Origin of the sequence: Streptomyces sp. NPDC004327 (assembly GCF_042873935.1) — a bacterium.
Classification (GTDB): domain Bacteria; phylum Actinomycetota; class Actinomycetes; order Streptomycetales; family Streptomycetaceae; genus Streptomyces.
Genome location: NZ_JBIAME010000007.1, coordinates 472,537 through 488,520, shown reverse-complemented (window position 1 = coordinate 488,520; position 15,984 = coordinate 472,537). Strand labels below are relative to the sequence as shown.

General features: G+C 67.9%; 10 protein-coding genes and 1 pseudogene. 6 read left to right on the top strand and 5 right to left on the bottom strand.

Features of this window, described 5'->3' with window-relative positions; genetic code table 11:
- The first annotated feature begins 407 nt into the window (after nt 1-407).
- The 4 genes from ACFYU9_RS25900 to ACFYU9_RS25885 all read left to right on the top strand — a co-directional run bounded on the left by ACFYU9_RS25900 (nt 408) and on the right by ACFYU9_RS25885 (nt 4,563).
- On the top strand, nt 408-1,370 hold the full coding sequence (locus ACFYU9_RS25900) for a dihydrodipicolinate reductase (protein WP_389346191.1): 963 nt from the start codon (nt 408-410) through the stop codon (nt 1,368-1,370).
- Nucleotides 1,371-1,548: 178 nt separating this feature from the next.
- Nucleotides 1,549-2,913: an NAD(P)/FAD-dependent oxidoreductase gene (locus tag ACFYU9_RS25895; RefSeq protein WP_389346190.1), complete on the top strand. Its 1,365-nt coding sequence runs from the start codon at nt 1,549-1,551 to the stop codon at nt 2,911-2,913.
- Between the two features lie 22 nt (nt 2,914-2,935).
- A complete protein-coding gene (locus ACFYU9_RS25890) occupies nt 2,936-3,919 on the top strand; it encodes a SpoIIE family protein phosphatase (RefSeq protein WP_389346189.1) in 984 nt (327 codons plus the stop codon).
- Between the two features lie 17 nt (nt 3,920-3,936).
- Nucleotides 3,937-4,563, top strand: coding sequence for a TetR/AcrR family transcriptional regulator (locus ACFYU9_RS25885; RefSeq protein ID WP_389346188.1), 627 nt, complete (start codon nt 3,937-3,939; stop codon nt 4,561-4,563).
- Nucleotides 4,564-4,634: 71 nt separating this feature from the next.
- On the opposite strand, the gene ACFYU9_RS25880 is transcribed toward ACFYU9_RS25885, so the two are convergent.
- The gene (locus ACFYU9_RS25880) at nt 4,635-7,850 is read right to left on the bottom strand and encodes a bifunctional cytochrome P450/NADPH--P450 reductase (protein WP_389346187.1); all 3,216 of its coding nucleotides are present in this window, start codon (nt 7,848-7,850) and stop codon (nt 4,635-4,637) included.
- A 250-nt stretch (nt 7,851-8,100) separates the two neighbouring features.
- Here ACFYU9_RS25880 and ACFYU9_RS25875 point away from each other — a divergent pair, with 250 nt between their 5' ends.
- Nucleotides 8,101-9,162, top strand: a complete 1,062-nt coding sequence (locus ACFYU9_RS25875) for a zinc-binding dehydrogenase (RefSeq protein ID WP_389346186.1) — start codon at nt 8,101-8,103, stop codon at nt 9,160-9,162.
- A gap of 224 nt (nt 9,163-9,386) precedes the next feature.
- Here ACFYU9_RS25875 and ACFYU9_RS25870 read toward each other — a convergent pair.
- Together ACFYU9_RS25870 and ACFYU9_RS25865 are read right to left on the bottom strand one after the other, a co-directional pair.
- A pseudogene (locus tag ACFYU9_RS25870) lies at nt 9,387-9,539 on the bottom strand (pirin); the annotation flags it as partial.
- Nucleotides 9,540-9,952: 413 nt separating this feature from the next.
- On the bottom strand, nt 9,953-10,873 hold the full coding sequence (locus tag ACFYU9_RS25865) for a tyrosine-type recombinase/integrase (protein WP_389346185.1): 921 nt from the start codon (nt 10,871-10,873) through the stop codon (nt 9,953-9,955).
- 556 nt (nt 10,874-11,429) lie between these two features.
- Between ACFYU9_RS25865 and ACFYU9_RS25860 the strand changes: the two genes are divergently transcribed.
- Nucleotides 11,430-11,921, top strand: a complete 492-nt coding sequence (locus ACFYU9_RS25860; protein ID WP_389346184.1) for a hypothetical protein — start codon at nt 11,430-11,432, stop codon at nt 11,919-11,921.
- A 162-nt stretch (nt 11,922-12,083) separates the two neighbouring features.
- Here the strand turns inward: ACFYU9_RS25860 and ACFYU9_RS25855 are convergent, their stop codons facing one another.
- Nucleotides 12,084-14,843 carry a DUF6262 family protein gene (locus ACFYU9_RS25855; RefSeq protein ID WP_389346183.1) on the bottom strand — a complete coding sequence of 920 codons (2,760 nt, stop codon included), beginning with the start codon at nt 14,841-14,843 and terminating at the stop codon, nt 12,084-12,086.
- Nucleotides 14,840-15,961 (bottom strand): tyrosine-type recombinase/integrase, encoded by a 1,122-nt coding sequence (locus ACFYU9_RS25850; RefSeq protein WP_389346182.1) that lies wholly within the window; start codon nt 15,959-15,961, stop codon nt 14,840-14,842. The genes ACFYU9_RS25855 and ACFYU9_RS25850 overlap by 4 nt, the downstream gene beginning before the upstream one ends.
- Nucleotides 15,962-15,984 lie beyond the last annotated feature (23 nt).

The following is a 15,984-nucleotide window of genomic DNA, read 5'->3' as shown; positions in this document are numbered from 1 at the left end:
CATCTCGGGAAGCTTTCGGCTGAAATGGGCGGCTGCGTCGATCCCGGAGATCCCCGCTCCGATGATCACCACATCGAACTCCTCGACGGCGTCCCACACTCAGCCGCCATGGCCTCTCCTCGCTGCTCGAGTTGGGCGTGACCGGCTTGTGCACCGTGCACCGTACCCAGGGGGAAGCGGGTGCTCAGTGTCGTTCTCACTGCGGCCGTGGTTGGCGACAGTGAGGTACGAGGTAACCGCCACAGGCGAAGTTTCGTATTGCTGAACACCGTGTCGTGGGCGTGCCGACTCGGGCGCCTAGAGGAGTGTCTTTGAGTAATCAGACTGTCATTGTGGGTCTCGGTGCCACTGGTCGGGCCATCGCTTCTTCCTTGCTGCAACGCGCGGACGTGGAGATCGTCGGAGCAGTGGACCAGGACCCCCACGTGGCTGGTCAAGACCTCGGAGTGCTCCTTGATGGCCCCGCGAACGGCATCCTCGTCGTGAGCGACCCGGCCGACCTGCCCGCCGCCGACCTCGCGATCGTGGCGACCACCTCGGATCTGAACCAGGTCGCCGGCACTCTGCTGCCGCTACTGGAGCGTTCGTACAACGTCCTGAGCATCTGCGAAGAGCTCGCCTATCCCTGGCAGAGCCATCCCGACCTGGCCCGGCGGCTCGACGAGACGGCCAGGGCGAAGGGCGTGACCGTCCTGGGCAGCGGGGCGAACCCGGGCATCTTGATGGACACCCTTCCCCTCCTGCTGACCGCACTGACCCAGCGCGTGGAGAACGTGCGCATCCGCCGACGGACGAACATGTCGCGTTACGGCGCGATCCTGTCGAAGTTCGGCCTCGGTCTGACCCCAAAGGAGTTCGAGAAGGCTCGCAGTCGGGGCGAGGTCGTCGGCCACTACGGCTTCGAGCAGGCCATCGGAGCGGTCGCGGCGGGGCTCGGGTGGGATCTCGACTCGGTGGACGTGAGCGAGGTCGAACCCGCCGTCGTAACGGCCTCGCCGCGTCTCGGGGACCACAGACGTATTGAGCCGGGACAGATCTCGGCCGTCACCCATGCCGCCCGCGGCGTGCTCAAGGGCGAAGCGGTGATCGACCTGGGGATCACGTTCGGGTTCTTTGAGCCGGCCGACGAGGAGACCGCGGGCGACGACTACCGGATCGTCGGTGAGGAGCAGGTCATCGACCTTCACTCCCCCGTGGGCTTCGATTCCTTCCTCAGCACGATCGCGGCGGCTGCCAACGCCGCCGCCGCGGTCGTCGAGGCGCGACCCGGACTCCTGTCGATGGCAGACCTCCCGGCCCGCGCGCTCGCGGCCAAGGGGGAACGCCGAGCATCCCGGGCCCCGCTCCGAACCACCACTCCTCAGAAGTGAGGCGGAGACACAGAAGACGGAAAACCTGCTGCTCGCCATCTTCACACGTCTTGTCGAAGCGACGCCCGTCACGGTTGGTCTGCTGGACGGGAACGAGGGCTTGCGGCGCGTGCCGAGCAGGTCTTGGCGCGAAGCATGACGTAGGACAAACACCCCACCTCAACGAGATCAGGACAGCATGAGGACCGACGACACGAAATACAGCAGCTTCACCGGCTGGATCGACCGGCCGGACGACGTGCAGCCCGCGCTGGACGGCGATCTCACCTGTGACATCGCCGTCATCGGCGGCGGCATGGGTGGCATGGCGGCTGCGCTGCGCCTCGCGGAGCGTGACCAGGACGTGGTCCTGCTGGAGGCCGAGTTCTGCGGATACGGCTCGGCCTCGCGCAACGGCGGTCAGATCGCCGGGGCACCGGGTGGCGACCTGCGGATGCTCAGCCTCCAGTCCCCGAAGAAGATGCCGGCCATGGTCAAACTGGCGGAGCATGCGGGCCATTACGTGGAAGGCCTCATCAAGACGCACGACATCGACTGCGACTACGTGGCGAACGGCCTGGTGTGGGGTGCGGTCTCACCCCTGATGATGCTCAGGGTGCGCACCCAGGCGGCGGTTCTGCGCGCCTTCGGTGGGCAGGGGACTGTCGGCAGCAGGGAGGAGCTCGGCCTCCCTGCCGGCTTCGTGGGCGGTATGCGGGAATCCATCGGCGGGATGCTGAACCCGGGCAAGCTCGCTCGTGGTGTGCGTCGCGCGCTGCTCGCCTCCTCGGCCAAGGTCTTCGAGCAGTCGCGGGTGAGCGATGTGCGCCGGACAGGCAGCACCGTCGAGCTCACGACACCGCATGGCACCGTGCGGGCCAACAAGGTGGTGCTTGCGACCAGCGTCTACGGCGGCGAGTGGGACATCTGGCCCAAGAACCTCGCGACGCCGCTGTACGTCATCGAGATCGAGTCGGAACCCATCGCGCCGGAGCGGCTCGCCGCACTGGGCTGGACCAGCCGGTCCGGCATCATCACCCAGCACCAGTTGATGACTCACTACCGGCTCACCGAGCGCAACACCATCGTCTGCGGGGTCCGCCAAGCGCAGCGAGGCCCGGCCTTCCCGCTCCCGGACCGGGTCCCGGATCCCCGTGTCGTGCAGGACATGGGGAAGGATCTGGCCCGCCGGTTCCCGTCGCTGTCCGACGTGGCCATCGAGCGGGCCTGGGGCGGTTGGATCGGCATCAGCCCGGACTGGCTGTCCATCGCCGGGCAGGTGGGAGACAACGTCTTCTACGCGATGGCCTGCAACGGCCACGGCCTCTGTCAGGTGCCGTACGTGGCCCATCAGATCGCCGATTACATCGTCGACGGTGAGATGCCGGATGACCTCGCCGGCATCTGGTCGGACGCCGCGAAGTACTCGGCGTCGATGTCGCTGCTGCTGCAGCCGCTCGTCCTCCGAGCCGTCTGGGGGTTCGACCGGTTCAACGACTTCTTCAACGGCAGCAAGACGTTGGCGCGACGGGCGCTCCGTCGTCGCAGGCGCGGGAACTCCTGAAGGTTCGGGTGGCGCCTGGCCCATGACGGCGGGGTATGAGATCGCCACCCGATACGACATCCGGATGCAGCGGGAAGAGTCGCGAGACGGGGGCGAGACCAGCGCCACCTGCCTATACGCGATCTACGACCCCGTCTCCCGACAGTGCTCCCTCGCCAGTGCCGGCCACATTCCGCGGACCGTGGTCACCCCTTCGACCGCCGGAGAGGCGACTCGGAACTCCAACGTTGCCGAGTTGCCCGAGGTACCCATCGGACCGCCCCTCGGCCTGGTCGGGCTCCCCTTCGAGACCGCCGAGTTCGAACTGCCCAAGGGCAGCCTGCTGGTCCAGCACACCGACGGGCTGATCGCCGGCCGAACGCCTGACGTGGACCTCGGAATCGCCACGCTGCACGACGTCCTCACCTCTGCTCCCGAGTCGCTGGAAGCGACCTGCGACCAGCTGCTGACCGCGCTCCTGCCCGGCCGCCCGGCCGATGACGTGGCGCTGCTGGTGGCCCGGACCCGAACCCTCGACCCCGACCATGTCGCGGCGATCGACCTCCCGTCCGATCCAGTCGCCGTGTCCGGGACCCGACGATTCGCCTCCAACGTCCTGGCCACCTGGGGACTGGAGGAGGTGTCCTTCGTCATGGAGCTGATCATCAGCGAACTGGTGACAAACGCAATCAGCTACGGCAAGAGTCCTGTCCAGCTGCGCCTGATCCTCCATTCGACGCTCACCTGCGAGGTCTCCGACGCCAGCGGCACCGCCCCGCACATGCGCCGCGCCCGGATCTTCGATGAAGGCGGCCGGGGGCCTGCTCCTGGTGGCTCAGCTCACCGAGCGCTGGGGCACGCGACACTATCGTCAGGGAAAGGTCATCTGGGCCGAACAAGCCCTTCCGGCGGACAGCGGGCCGAGCGCCGAAGGAGGGTGACCCCACGCGCAGCCAGGAGAGGACCGAGTCTGCCGAAACCGTCCGTCCATCGGGCGTCGGTCAAGGCGACTGTGTCGACCGACTGAGTCGATATAGTGAGCCTATGGCTCATGTTTCCGCGGCGGAGCGCCGCCCTCAGTTGATCAAGGCGGCCATCGATCTCATGGCCCGGGAGGGTGTGGCCGCGGGGAGCACCCGCGCCATCGCCGCGGAGCTCGGTGTCGCGCAGACCACCGTCCACTACACCTTCGGCTCGAAGGAGGACCTCTACCGCGCGGTGATGGACCACATCACCGATCAGCTGGTCGCGCAGGTGCAGCGGGCGGCGCCGGAGGACGCGGGCTTCGAGGAGACCATCAGCGCCTTCGCGGGGGCCCTGTGGGGCACCGTGCGCGAGCCGACGTCGCACCACCAGTTGCTGAGCGAGCTGACCATGTTCGCCCTGCGGGTGCCCGGTCTCAACGAGGCGCGGCAGGGTCACTACCGGCGGGTCATAGAGGTGACCGCACAGGTGATCACGGAGACGGCGCAGAGGACGGGGCAGGAACTGGCCGAGTCCCCGGAGACGGTTGCCCGGTTCTTCCTCTCCGGCTTCGACGGACTGACCATGCAGGTACTCGTGTCGCTGCCGGACGAGGCCGCTGCGCGGACGGGCCTCATGGCGCTCGTGGCCGCGACCGTGGCGCTGGCCAGGGGGGACCTCGACCTCCCTGACGTGCCGATGGCGTGACACGACGCGAGAACGGTTGTGGGCGCACCTTTCCAGGTGCGCCCACAACCGTCTCCGCCTCCTCGTGAGGTTCAGCCTGCCCAGACGTCCTCGACGTAGCGTCCGGACGCGACGAGTTCCGCGAGCCATGCCACGGCCTGCTCGTCGCTCGCACCGGTCCGCTCGCGGTGCATCGCCATGAACGCCTCCCGTACGGCGGGTGCCATACGGCGGCCGTCGCCGCAGATGTAGACGCGGCCGCCGGCCTCCAGGACCGACCACACCTCCTCGCTCTCGCGGGCGATGCGCTCCTGGACGAAGCGGGCCCCGTTCTCGGGCGCGTGCATGAAGGTGGGGCGCATGCTGACGGCGCCGGCTGCCTCGGCCGCCTCGAACTCCTCCCGGTGCAGGAAGTCCACGTCGGGATGGTCGCAGCCGAAGTAGCAGAGCAGGGTGCCGGTCGATCCGGTGTGGTGGCGGTCGAGGACCGCGCCGCGGAAGGGCGCGAGGCCGGTGCCGGCGCTGATCAGGATCACCGGCACGGAGGTGTCCTCGGGGAGGCGGAAGGACTCGCTGCACGGCAGGACCCGGGCCTGGATCACGTCACCCGCGTTCACGGTCTGCAGGTAGTGCGAGGCGATGCCCCGGAAGGTGCCCTCCCCCGACCGGTGAGGCGCGGCGAGCAGCGACACCATCAGGTCGGCCTCGCCGGGCCGGGCCGCGGCCGACGACGAGATCGAGTAGTGACGGGGACGCAGTACCGGAAGCAGTTCCAGGAAGCGTTCGAAGGGCAGCTCGCACGCACGGTATCGCTCCAGGAGGTCCAGGACACTGAGCCCTGCCGCGGTCACCGTCTCCCGAAAGGTCCCGGGATCGACGGTGGCGAAGGCGGTGAGCGGCTGCTTCTCGGGCGGGCAGGCGGTGTGCTCGGCGAGCACGGCGACCTGCTCCTGGGTGGCCGCGTCCTGGAGCTCGACGAAGTCGGTGAGCAGGCGACGCAGGGTCAGCGGCCGGTCGACGGGCAGGGCACCCCGGCTCCGGCGGCGGGCACGCAGCCGGACGGTGCGGTCCAGATCGAGGCCGAAGCGGTCGGCGACGCGCTGGACGAGGACCTCGGAATTGCTGGGCAGGACGGCCAGGTGGTCGGCGGTCCGATAGGTGACGCCCTCGGGCAGCCGGAGCCGCAGGAACCGCTTGGAGCGTCCCAGTTCGTGGTCGGTGTCGACGAGTTCGTATGCTTCGAGGACCTCCATCGGCCGGACGCCGTGGCGCTCGGCGAGGCCGCCGAGGACCGACTCGGAGGTGTCCTCCAACTCGTACAGCCCGTCCTCCTCCGTCTCCGGTGCGGGGCCGGCCGCTTCACCGGCGATCGCTTCGCCGTACTCGTCCAGGAGTGCCGTCCACAGGTGTTCCGTCCACTGGTCGACCGCGCCGCCGAAGTCGCCGGAGGCGTCGGCGCTGCCGCGCTCCAGGAGCGGAGTGGCGCCGGCGGCGGTCAGACGCTCGTCGATCAGCGTGGGGATCCGCTGGTAGGTGGCTGCCCAGTTGCGGTCGCCGACACCGAGGACGGCATACCGCAGCCCGGTGAGCGAACCGGGGGCGAGGTTCTCCAGGGAGGCGACGAACTCGGCGGCGTCGTCGGTGGGACGACCGTTGTAGGAGGCGGCGACGATGACGACGGGGCCCTTGGCGCCGGCCAGCCTTTCCGTGTACTGGTCGAGGGTGGCGACGGTCGGGGTGAAGCCGTGTTCCTCGCCGTCCGTGCCGAGGTCGCGGGCGATGCCGGCGCAGGTGCCGAGGTTGGAGCCGTGCAGCAGCGTCAGCGCGGTGCCGCTCGCCCGGCGCGTCCCGGCCGCGGCCCGGCCCGCGACGGGGGCGGTCGCCGTCGCGGCGGACAGACGCCGTTCGTCGCTGGTGCGGCGGGCGAGCCGCAGGCTGAACCCGTCGGGCTTGATGGTCAGCGTCGACTTGATCTTCAGCTGGTAATCGGTGTGGTCGATCAGTCGGTAGCGGTGCACGAGCAAGCCGAGCAGCAGGGTGGCCTCGTGCAGCGCGAACTGGCGACCGATGCAGGCCCGTTCGCCGTTGCCGAACGGCTTGAAGGCGTGGACCGAACGTGCCGCCTCCCGCTCGGGGGTGAAGCGCTCGGGATCGAACAGCTCGACGTTCTCCCCCCAGGCCGCATCGCGGTGAAGGGCCGAGGTGATCACCATCAGCGACTCGCCCTTGCGTACGGGGTACTTGCCGCCGATGACGGTGTCCTCGATCGGCTCGACGGCGTACGCGGGCGCCGTCGGCCACAGCCGCAGGCTCTCGTTGAGCACCTGGCGGATGTAGGTGAGCTTGCCGATGTCCCCGTACTGGGGATCCGGCGATTCGGTGTCGCCCCACAGCGCGTCCACCTCGGCCTGGGCCCGGGCGAGCACCTCCGGATGCTTGGTCAGGTAGTACAGGGCGAAGGAGAGCGCGCTGCTGGTGGTCTCGTGGCCGGCGATCAGGAAGGTGATCACCTGGTGGCGGATGTTGACGTCGTCGAGCAGCTCGCCGGTGACGGGGTCCTTCGTGTGCAGCATCAACCCCATCAGGTCGTCCGTGCTGGTGTCGCCGGAGGCGCGGCGCTCCCTGATCACGTCGTCCACGAGGTCCGTCATCAGATCGACGTCCTCGCGGAACTGCTCGACCTTCTTCCTCTTGAACAGCTCGGAACCCGGGATGGACTCGCCCTTCTCCTGGGCGAAGACGAGAGCCCGGGCCATCGCCTCGACGAACGGGTGGAGGTCGTCGCGGCGGAAGGACTGGAAGTCGTAACCGAATCCGCACAGGCCGATCGTGTCGAAGGTCAGCCGGGTCATCTCGTCAGGCACGTCCACCGACTGCACCCCGACCAGCCGGTCCCACTTGCCGATCAGCGAGCGGGCGACCTTGAGCATCGGGTCGTGGTAGCTGCGCATCGCGCCGAGCGAGAACGCGGGCATCAGGATGTCGTGGGCCTTGCGCCAGTTCGGTTCGTGGTTGTAGGCGGTGAACAGACCGTCCCCGGCCAGAGCTCGGACCTCGACCAGGTCGGCGTGGACGTGCTTGTGGAACCGGGTCTCGTCCGAGAGCTCGGTCACGAGGTCCAGGCCGCCGATCATGACCGTGTCCCTCCCGAAGATCCGCAGCCGGTACACGGGCCCGAATTCCCTGAACTCCTTCAGCAGGTAGGCCAGGAAGTCCGCGCCCGCTGGAACGTTGAACGCGTGGCCTACGAGGGGCAGCGGGGGGCGCTCGGGGATCGCCCGCGCCGCACCGACGGACACCTGAGTCATGAGCGTGCCTTTCGTTGCACTCCAGCAGTCGCCGATCAACTTACACACGACTGTGTCAGGTGAACATGTCGGCCGACTGTATCGAGCGACACAGTCCCTTGACGCAACCTGTCGACCTCAAAGAACGTCCGCTGGAAGCGGCTTGACAGGCGACCTTGTCACTCGACACGGTTGAGCGACATGGTCATTCGACCATGTCGAGCGCATGAGCTGCGTGCGCACTTCTCACCGAGCACATCGAGGTTTCCGCATGAACACCATGCTGGCCGGACGGCTGCGCCTGGACACCCGTACCTTCGCCGTCGAGGAGGTCCCGATCCCGGTTCCCGGACCTGGCGAGATCCTCGTCGAGGTGCGGGCGGCCGGCGTCTGCCTGTCCGACATTCATCTGATCGACGGCAGCCTGAGCCCCTTCTACCCCGTGGACGCCGTCAAGGACTCCGGCGTCATCACTCCCGGCCACGAGGTGGCCGGCGTCGTCCACACCGTCGGCCCCGGCGTGAAGGGCGACTGGACACCCGGCCGGCGGGTCGTGCTCCAGGCCGGGCAGGCGTGCGGCGACTGCGCCGACTGCCTGCGCCACGCGCTCTGCCGCCAGCCCCGAACTCGCGGGGTGGACTACGACGGCGGCTGGGCACAGTACGCCCTCGCCCGGGAGGACACCCTGCTCCCCATCCCGGACCACCTGCCGTTCGACCAGGCCGCAATCATCCCCGACGCCGTCTCCACCCCGTACGCCGCGATCGTGGACACCGGCGCCGTCCGCCCAGCGCAGGCGGTCGGCATCTGGGGAGCCGGAGGTCTCGGCGCCCACGGCATCCGGCTCGCCCGCCTGGTCGGCGCCGCCCCCGTCATCGCCGTCGACCCGCTGCCCTCCGCCCGCGAGCGCGCCCTCCTCTTCGGAGCCGACCACGCACTCGACCCCATGGCCGGAGACTTCGCCGAGTCGGTGCGCGAGGCCACGGCGGGCCGCGGCATCGACGTCGCCTTCGACTTCGCCGGCGTCGGAGCGGCCCGCGCCCAGGCCACCGCCGCCCTCGGCCCCAACGGCGTCCTGGTGCTCGCCGGCCTCACCCCGGAGCCGATCACCGTCGCCGACAGCATCGACTTCTGCTTCAACGTCCGACAGATCCGCGGACACTACGGCTCCGAGCCGGAGCACGTGGAACAGCTCGTCGGACTGGCCGCGGCCGGGCGGATCGACCTCGGCCCCTCCGTCAGCGCCCACGTCCCCTTGGCCGAAGCCGCGGACGCCGTCGCCCGGCTGGAGAAGAAGATCGGAGACCCGATCCGCCTCGTCCTCATCCCCTGAGAAGGAGGGGCGGTGGCCGGATCACCCGCGGAGCTCGGCTGATCCGGGTCACCGCCCCGCCGTCCGGGGATCAACGGCACCTGTCAGGCGCGCTGCCCGCGGTCCAGCGCCGCAACCATGCCGGCCACGATCACCGTGTTGAAGACGCTCATCCTCCGCGCAGTTGTCGGCGTGGAACACCACCGCGCAAACGAGCAAGACGCAGATCCACGCGACCCGGGGCAGCGCACCCAACCCCGCGCCTTCAACTGGGTCGGCGGGACATCCGGGGCGTTCAGCCGGGCGCCGTTGCAGCCCTTCACCTCGCCGAAGCGGGTGCCCGTCATCCATTCCTCCCGCGCCACGCGGATCTCCTCGTCCGTGCGGCCCACGACGTTCCCCCGCAACTCGCGTACGCACCGCATCGCTACAACTCAAAAATCACGGCATGAAGGGCACCATGTCGCAGACCGACAGCGCGGCCATGCCTCACCCACCGCCAAGGCCCCGACCGTTCGCTAGACCGTCGCGTTTCGAAAAGCCTCAATGCACGCCCGTTCCACTGGTCAAGTGCAGAACAGTGCTGGACCGCCAGCAGACCAAGAACCTCCTGGTCAGCTACTCGCCGAAGAAGCTCGGCTTCTTCTAGGAGCACGAAAAGAGGCGCCTGACCTGGGCTTTCGCCCGTCAGGCGCCTCTCGTTTCCCTTGCCGAGGGAGGGGTCGCGTTTGTACCGAAACTCCCAGTTCATCCCACCGGTATCCCGCTCCTGACCAGCTCTTCCGGACCAGTCACGGACCAAAACCCCGGCTCACCCCCCAGGCGCCTCGCCCCGACTGACGCGCTCCCACTCCTCCATGGACTGCTCGATGAGGCGGTTGGCCCGCTCCCGGACGCCATCCAGGAACTTGGCGTAGTGACGGAACAGGACCTCGATACTCTGGCCCGCGCGACGAGCGCATTCCGCCGGGTCCACCCCGGAGTACAACCAGAACGAGATGCCTGCGTGCCGGAGATCGTAGGGCCGCTTGGCCAGACCGGAAGCGAGCTCCATGCGTGTCAGTACGTACTCCCGTGCCCGCGCCCACGTCGTGCCATAGGCCGCCGGATCCACGTAGTTGCCAGCCTGGTTCCGAAACAACCGGCCGTCCGGTGCCACGCCGAAGCGGTCGATGTGTGCACGGAGGACACCCACGAACCGCGGCGGAATGGGTACCTGCCGAGTGGCTGTAGCCGCGCGGCGCTTGAGTGAGTGCACCTCATGCACGGCGCCGTCATCCGTCCAGCCCTTGCCGGCGGTGACGACACCGCCCGACAGGTTGAGCATGCCCCACCCGGTCTCGGGCAGATGGCACTGCTCGAGCCGGAGGTGAATGACCTCCGCCGGCCGCATCGCCGCGTAGTACATGCACCCGAAGAACGCCTCCATATGAGGGCCGCGCCCGGGCTGCTGAGCAACCGCCGCAAGCAGTCGGGCAACCTGGGCCGGATTGGGAACGGCAGCCGGGTCAACCTCCTCGTTGACCGCCGGAGCGTTCCACCGAAGACCGTTGAGGGGGTTCTCCGCGAAATAACCTTTTTCCACTGCCGTGTTGAGCACTTCGTTGAACGCAGCCCGCTTGCGCCGCGCCGTCTTGGCCGCAGCCTCCTTACCGTCCAACTTGCGACACAGGGCGTCCAGCGCCCGACGCAGCACGTCGGCTTGAACAGCTACAACGCGGGGCATGATCACCCATCTGATGCGGCGCGCCCTGCCCGCCCTCGCACTCGCCGCCCTTCCCGTCCTCGCAACGCCCCTGCCGGCCGCCGCCGACGTCACTCCTGCGCCGCAGCCGCACCGGGCCGCCCCGGGCCCGTCGGCCCGGGTACTGCTGCCGCTGTTCGAAGGATCGAGCAGATCCCCGTCGCGGCCGAGCATCGCGAGGGGTACAGCCGGACCCTGTACAAGCACTGGAACAAGGGCCTCAACCCTTCCGACGGGTGCAACACAAGGATTATCTGCATCGCTCGTCGGGGGTAGGACACAACGTTGCTGGTGCATGGGCACTTTAGCGCTTCCGTAGCTCCTGAGGCATGTGAGTCACAAGGGTGCGGGAGATGGAGAATCGTCCAGCAGAGCAATGCCCTGGACGAACGTGCCTCCTCCTGCTGTCGGCTTACTCGTCGGCGTGCCCAACCAGGTACGGATGAAGGTGCCCGCTGGCCGACCGCCCCCGGCCGTGGGCCTTCTTATGCGGGAGAGCCAGCCAGAGCTCGTGATGCGAGTCGGAGCCAGGGATGATCGCCTCATGATGAGAGGTGCCTTCGACAACGTCCCTTTAACCGTGCTCTTTCCTCTCCTGACGCCTGCAGATGCGGACTCCTTGCATGAGGCGGCCGGAATGGTCGACACGGCTCGTGCAGGCAGAGCCACGGCGGAATGGGAGTGGGTCCTGGAACACGCCGTCTTCCCAGGCATGCAGCCGGGCACGCCGGTCGTCCTCGGGCTGGATGTTATGGAGCACTCCGGGGGAGGCGATCAGCTGGAGTTCCTGCTTCAGGTGGTATGGATCGATCCGGGCCACCTTGCAGTCGATGCAGCGGTGAACGTGGCCTGCTGGTGCGAGACCGACCACGCCACCCACGATGTCGACGCCCTCAGGCTCGTGGTCGGAGAGAAGACCTCGTTGCCCGGTGCATTCCGGGTCGGTGCCGAACGCCTGGTCGGCTGGCTGGCCGATCCTCACGACGCCGACCACTGGCGTACCAAAGCGGGACTGCCTTCCCGGCGGATCGACTGACGGTCCGGTGCCGGGCACGTTCGTCTGTACCCAATACGCCGACACCTGTGCCACCGGGTCGATCATGGTCACCCGACGATCTGAACGGGGTCTCTACCGATGCCGGTGAGGATGTCCCGCCTTCGGACAGGGCGCCCTCACCGGATGTTATGGATCAGCAGATCAGCGGACTGGGCGTATCGCCTTTCGAAGGGCGAGCCGCAGCGATGCGACGGTTTCTTCCGCCTCCCGATGTTGTTCCGCAAGCCGTTCGGCCCGGGCTCTGGCTTCGGAGAGGTCGGTGGCGAGGACCCGGTTGCGGTGTTCCAGGTCCTGAATCCGGCTGACCAAATCGGCTCGGGCCACGTTGTCGATTTCCGCGCCAAGGGCGAGCTGGACCCGGCGCTTGAGCCCGTCACGCTCCCGCTTCAAATCCTGGATCTGTTCGCGGGCGAACGCGAGGTCGACGTGCAGGCTGGCGGGGGTTGTCCGCTCAGATCGGGGTGCCGCTGCCGCTTCCGTCCCGTGATGGGCCTGGTCGCTCATCGCGTCCCGGACCGCGGCTTTGACCACGGGCTGGTTATAGACGAACCAGGTGGATACGCCGGCTTCCCGGGCAACACGGGCGAAGGAGATCCGCTGACCGGCTTGGAGCATGTCCCGGACAACGGCCTGTGTCCGGACGGACTTGGCCGTGCTGTCCGCTTGCCGGGCCTGGCGCAACCGCGCCACGCGTGCGTCGCGGGACGATGCGGTTCCGCTCATGCCCCGCCCCTGATCTTCAGGCTCTCCAGCGAGATGAACGCGGCGGCCGACCGGGCCTTGCGCAGTTCCCGGGCCGCTTCCTCGACAGCTGCCCGTTCCTGTTCGGGAAGCTGTTCCAGCGTGTTCCGGCATCTGGCCCAGCGACTTGTCGTAGCCGGTGATCTGGTCATCGAAGTTGCGGATGACCCAGTTGGCAGCACCCATGGCCAGAGCAGCTTCCTTGTCCGCCCGCAGTTCGGCGATCTGCTGTTCCAGGGCAGGGAGGTAGGAGGGGTCGGGGCGGTAGAAGTCGCATCCGGCGCACTGGAAGCGGATGCGGCAGTGCTGTCCGCCGGCCTTGACGTTGCTGGGTTCGCTGCATCCGCCGTAGGGGACTGCGACGGTCTGACCCTCGTAGGCCAGGACGTCGCTGTATCCGTGGGAGTTTCCGTGCCGGTCGGTGGTCAGCGGGGCGACCCTCTCCACGGCTTTCCGCTTCCGCTCCAGGGAGACCTTGAAGTAGCCCATGGTGGTGTCGATTTCACGGTGGTCCATCAACTCACGTAGGTGGTCCACGGGTACACCGGCGTCGGCATGCCGCTGTGCGTAAGCGTGCCGCAGCCCGTAGACGGTGATCTCCGAACGATCCAGCGGAACGGGGTCGCCCTCGTCGTCGATGCCTTCGGCAAGGAGGGAGGGAACCCTGTTCACCCAGGTCCGGAAGATATGTGAGGAGTAATGGTGCGCGGACATGTGGCCGCGGAGGGTGCGGTTTTGGCCAGGGGCGGGGAAGAGCCAATCCTCACCGCGGTCCCGCACCGGCAGGACGGACAGGTCCTTCTCCCATGCCTCGATGTCACGGGCTGTGGCCTCGGTGATGGGCAGCCGGCGCCCGTAGCGGCGGCGTTTGAGGTTGTCGTAGATAAGGGTGGGCTTCCCGTCGACCCGCTTGACGCAGCCGCGCTTGAGCCGGGCGGCCTCTTCCGGCCGACGGCCGGTGTCCCGCACGATCCGGTAGTACGCGGCATACATCCGCGCGTAGTCGCTGCTGGTCCACCCGCCGCGTTCGTAGCTGGTGCCGATCAGGTGCAGGTGTTCGTCGAGCTGGGCGATGACGTGTTCGGGGATCGCCCGGCCGAGCTCGTCCTCCGCGTCCTCCTGCGCGTCTATCTGGTGGAAAGCGGGAGAGAGCGCGAAAGCGCCGGGGACCTCGTCCATGAGTCCGAGCAGCCGGGCACGCTCCAGAAATCGTCGCCAGTGCCCCAGCAGTGCCCTGCGGTGCTTGTCGCCGTAGGGCTTCCGGGTCTTGGGATTGACCGCGGTGCGAAAGGCGTCGACGACGGTACTCATGTCCGCAAGCTGTAGCTTCCCCGGCATGTCGCCGCAGGGGCGGGAGACGAGCGCAGCCGAGGCGATCGACGCCGCCTGGACAGTGAATCGCAGCTCGATCACGGTCGGCCGCACCTGCCGTCCGTACTCTTTGGCGACCTCTCGCAGCCATGTCTGCCGCAGCCTGGTGAAGTCGATGGTCCCGGAGGTGGCCCGGTATTCACGACCCTTGCCGGCGAGCAGGCCGACCAGGCGGCAGTCCCAGATGTCGCCGGCGGTCGGGTCGGAACCCTCATGCTCGGTCCGTGCCCGGACCAGCTGGTCCATCAGGCCTCGGAACGTCGCGCTCTGGAGTTTCTCGAGGGACGCGGGGAATCCCTGACCGAGATCGAACAGCGAGCCGAGGCCGGCCGGCAGCTTCGCCGTGAGATGCCGGACGCGAGCCGGAACCAGAATGACCTCCATCTGATCGCGCTGTTGAAGTGCGTAGAGGATCTCTGTGCGCACGGTCGCCGACAGTGGTGCGAGCGTGAACTGCGACTTTCCGATCTTGCGGGCATACCGGACTCCTGGATGGTGGGTTTCCGCGAAGTCCGCCCGGTCCTCCATTTTCTTCTTCCGCCGGTGGTACTCGCAGGCGGAGCAGTAGGAGTTGAACGCCTCCACCATCGCCGTGCAGCGGACCACCCGGCAGTAGTGGGCTGCAGTCAGCGGGTTGTCCACCGAGCCGGTGAAGACGTTCGTCTTGCCGTCCCACTCATCGGGCCGCCAGTACGGATCGAGCTGGCCGACCAGCCATTCGCTCCAGTGCGGCAGGTCCCGGGTCTCCGTGTGACGCGGCTGCGGCACCGCTACCAGCACCGCGCTCATCGTCCGGCCCCTGCGGCGGTCAGTTCCACGGCAGCACGCAGGTCGTCGTCCGAGGCGTGAAGGTAGACGGCCGTACTCGCGGATGAGACGTGGCCCAGAAGGGTCTGCACCACGTCCGGATCGACACCGTTCCGGATCCACTGGGTCGCGGCGGTATGCCGCATCATGTGCGGACGGGCACGGAATCCACAGCGGACCCCGATCCGTTCGATGATCTGCTTGGCGTTGGAGTACGTCATCGGCCGTTCGGCGTACTGGCCGACCAGATTCACAAACACGTAGTCGGAGCCGGCGGCCCCAGCCGCCTCATCGCGTTCCGCCCAGTGGTCGCGGTATCGATGGACCACCGTCCCGGTCAGCGGCACGACCCGGGACCGACCGCTCTTGGCACGGGCCCCGTTGGTGTTGTCCTGCCGGGGGCGGATATGCAGATGGGGACCGCGGTGACGACATCCCAGGTGAGCCGCGTCGGGCAGCAGGTGCATGTCCTCGCGCCGCAGACCCAGGGCCTCGCCGATCCGCAGACCACCCGCGAGGAGAACACTGACCAGGAGGCGATCACGTGCCGTCCGCGCAGCCTCGACGACCTGCTGGGACTGTTCCACGGACAGAATCGCCGGCGGCTTCTCGATCTCCGGAGCCTTGAGTATCCGAGCCCGGACCGTCTGGTGTTCACCGCCCTCACCACGGTGGTAGCCGACCGGCGTGAACCGAAGGAAACGGGGCTCCACCAGCCGATCGGCCACCTCCTGCGGAATCCGGCCCTGCGCGGCGCAGAAGCGCAGAAACTCGCAGACCGAGGTGAGGTGCGCGTTGACCGTCTTCCCCGTGGGCAGTCGTAGAGTCCGGCGGTCGGGGGTCTGCTCGACGTGGAACTTGTACCGGGCCAGGTCTCCCAGCGACACCGTCGTCCAATCGGTCCCCCGCTCGGAGCACCAGTTCAAGTACCGCCCCACCCGCGGCAGATAGTTACGTTGCGTGTGGGGTGATCGACCACGCGCCTGAAGGTTCAGCGAATAGTCACGAGCCTCCTCGTGGATCTCGAAGGTCTGGTCATGGACCAAGACCATGGTCACGGTGCCCGTGCTTGGTGACACGGCCCGTTCCATGCGCAACATCAAATACTCCTGAGTGGTTCTTG

Coding starts and splice junctions, on each gene's coding strand:
- ACFYU9_RS25895 (WP_389346190.1), top strand. CDS start 1,549: ATGAGGACCGACGACACGAAATACAGCAGCTTCACCGGCTGGATCGAC.
- ACFYU9_RS25890 (WP_389346189.1), top strand. CDS start 2,936: ATGACGGCGGGGTATGAGATCGCCACCCGATACGACATCCGGATGCAG.
- ACFYU9_RS25885 (WP_389346188.1), top strand. CDS start 3,937: ATGGCTCATGTTTCCGCGGCGGAGCGCCGCCCTCAGTTGATCAAGGCG.
- ACFYU9_RS25880 (WP_389346187.1), bottom strand. CDS start 7,850: ATGACTCAGGTGTCCGTCGGTGCGGCGCGGGCGATCCCCGAGCGCCCC.
- ACFYU9_RS25875 (WP_389346186.1), top strand. CDS start 8,101: ATGAACACCATGCTGGCCGGACGGCTGCGCCTGGACACCCGTACCTTC.
- ACFYU9_RS25860 (WP_389346184.1), top strand. CDS start 11,430: ATGATGAGAGGTGCCTTCGACAACGTCCCTTTAACCGTGCTCTTTCCT.
- ACFYU9_RS25855 (WP_389346183.1), bottom strand. CDS start 14,843: ATGAGCGCGGTGCTGGTAGCGGTGCCGCAGCCGCGTCACACGGAGACC.
- ACFYU9_RS25850 (WP_389346182.1), bottom strand. CDS start 15,961: ATGTTGCGCATGGAACGGGCCGTGTCACCAAGCACGGGCACCGTGACC.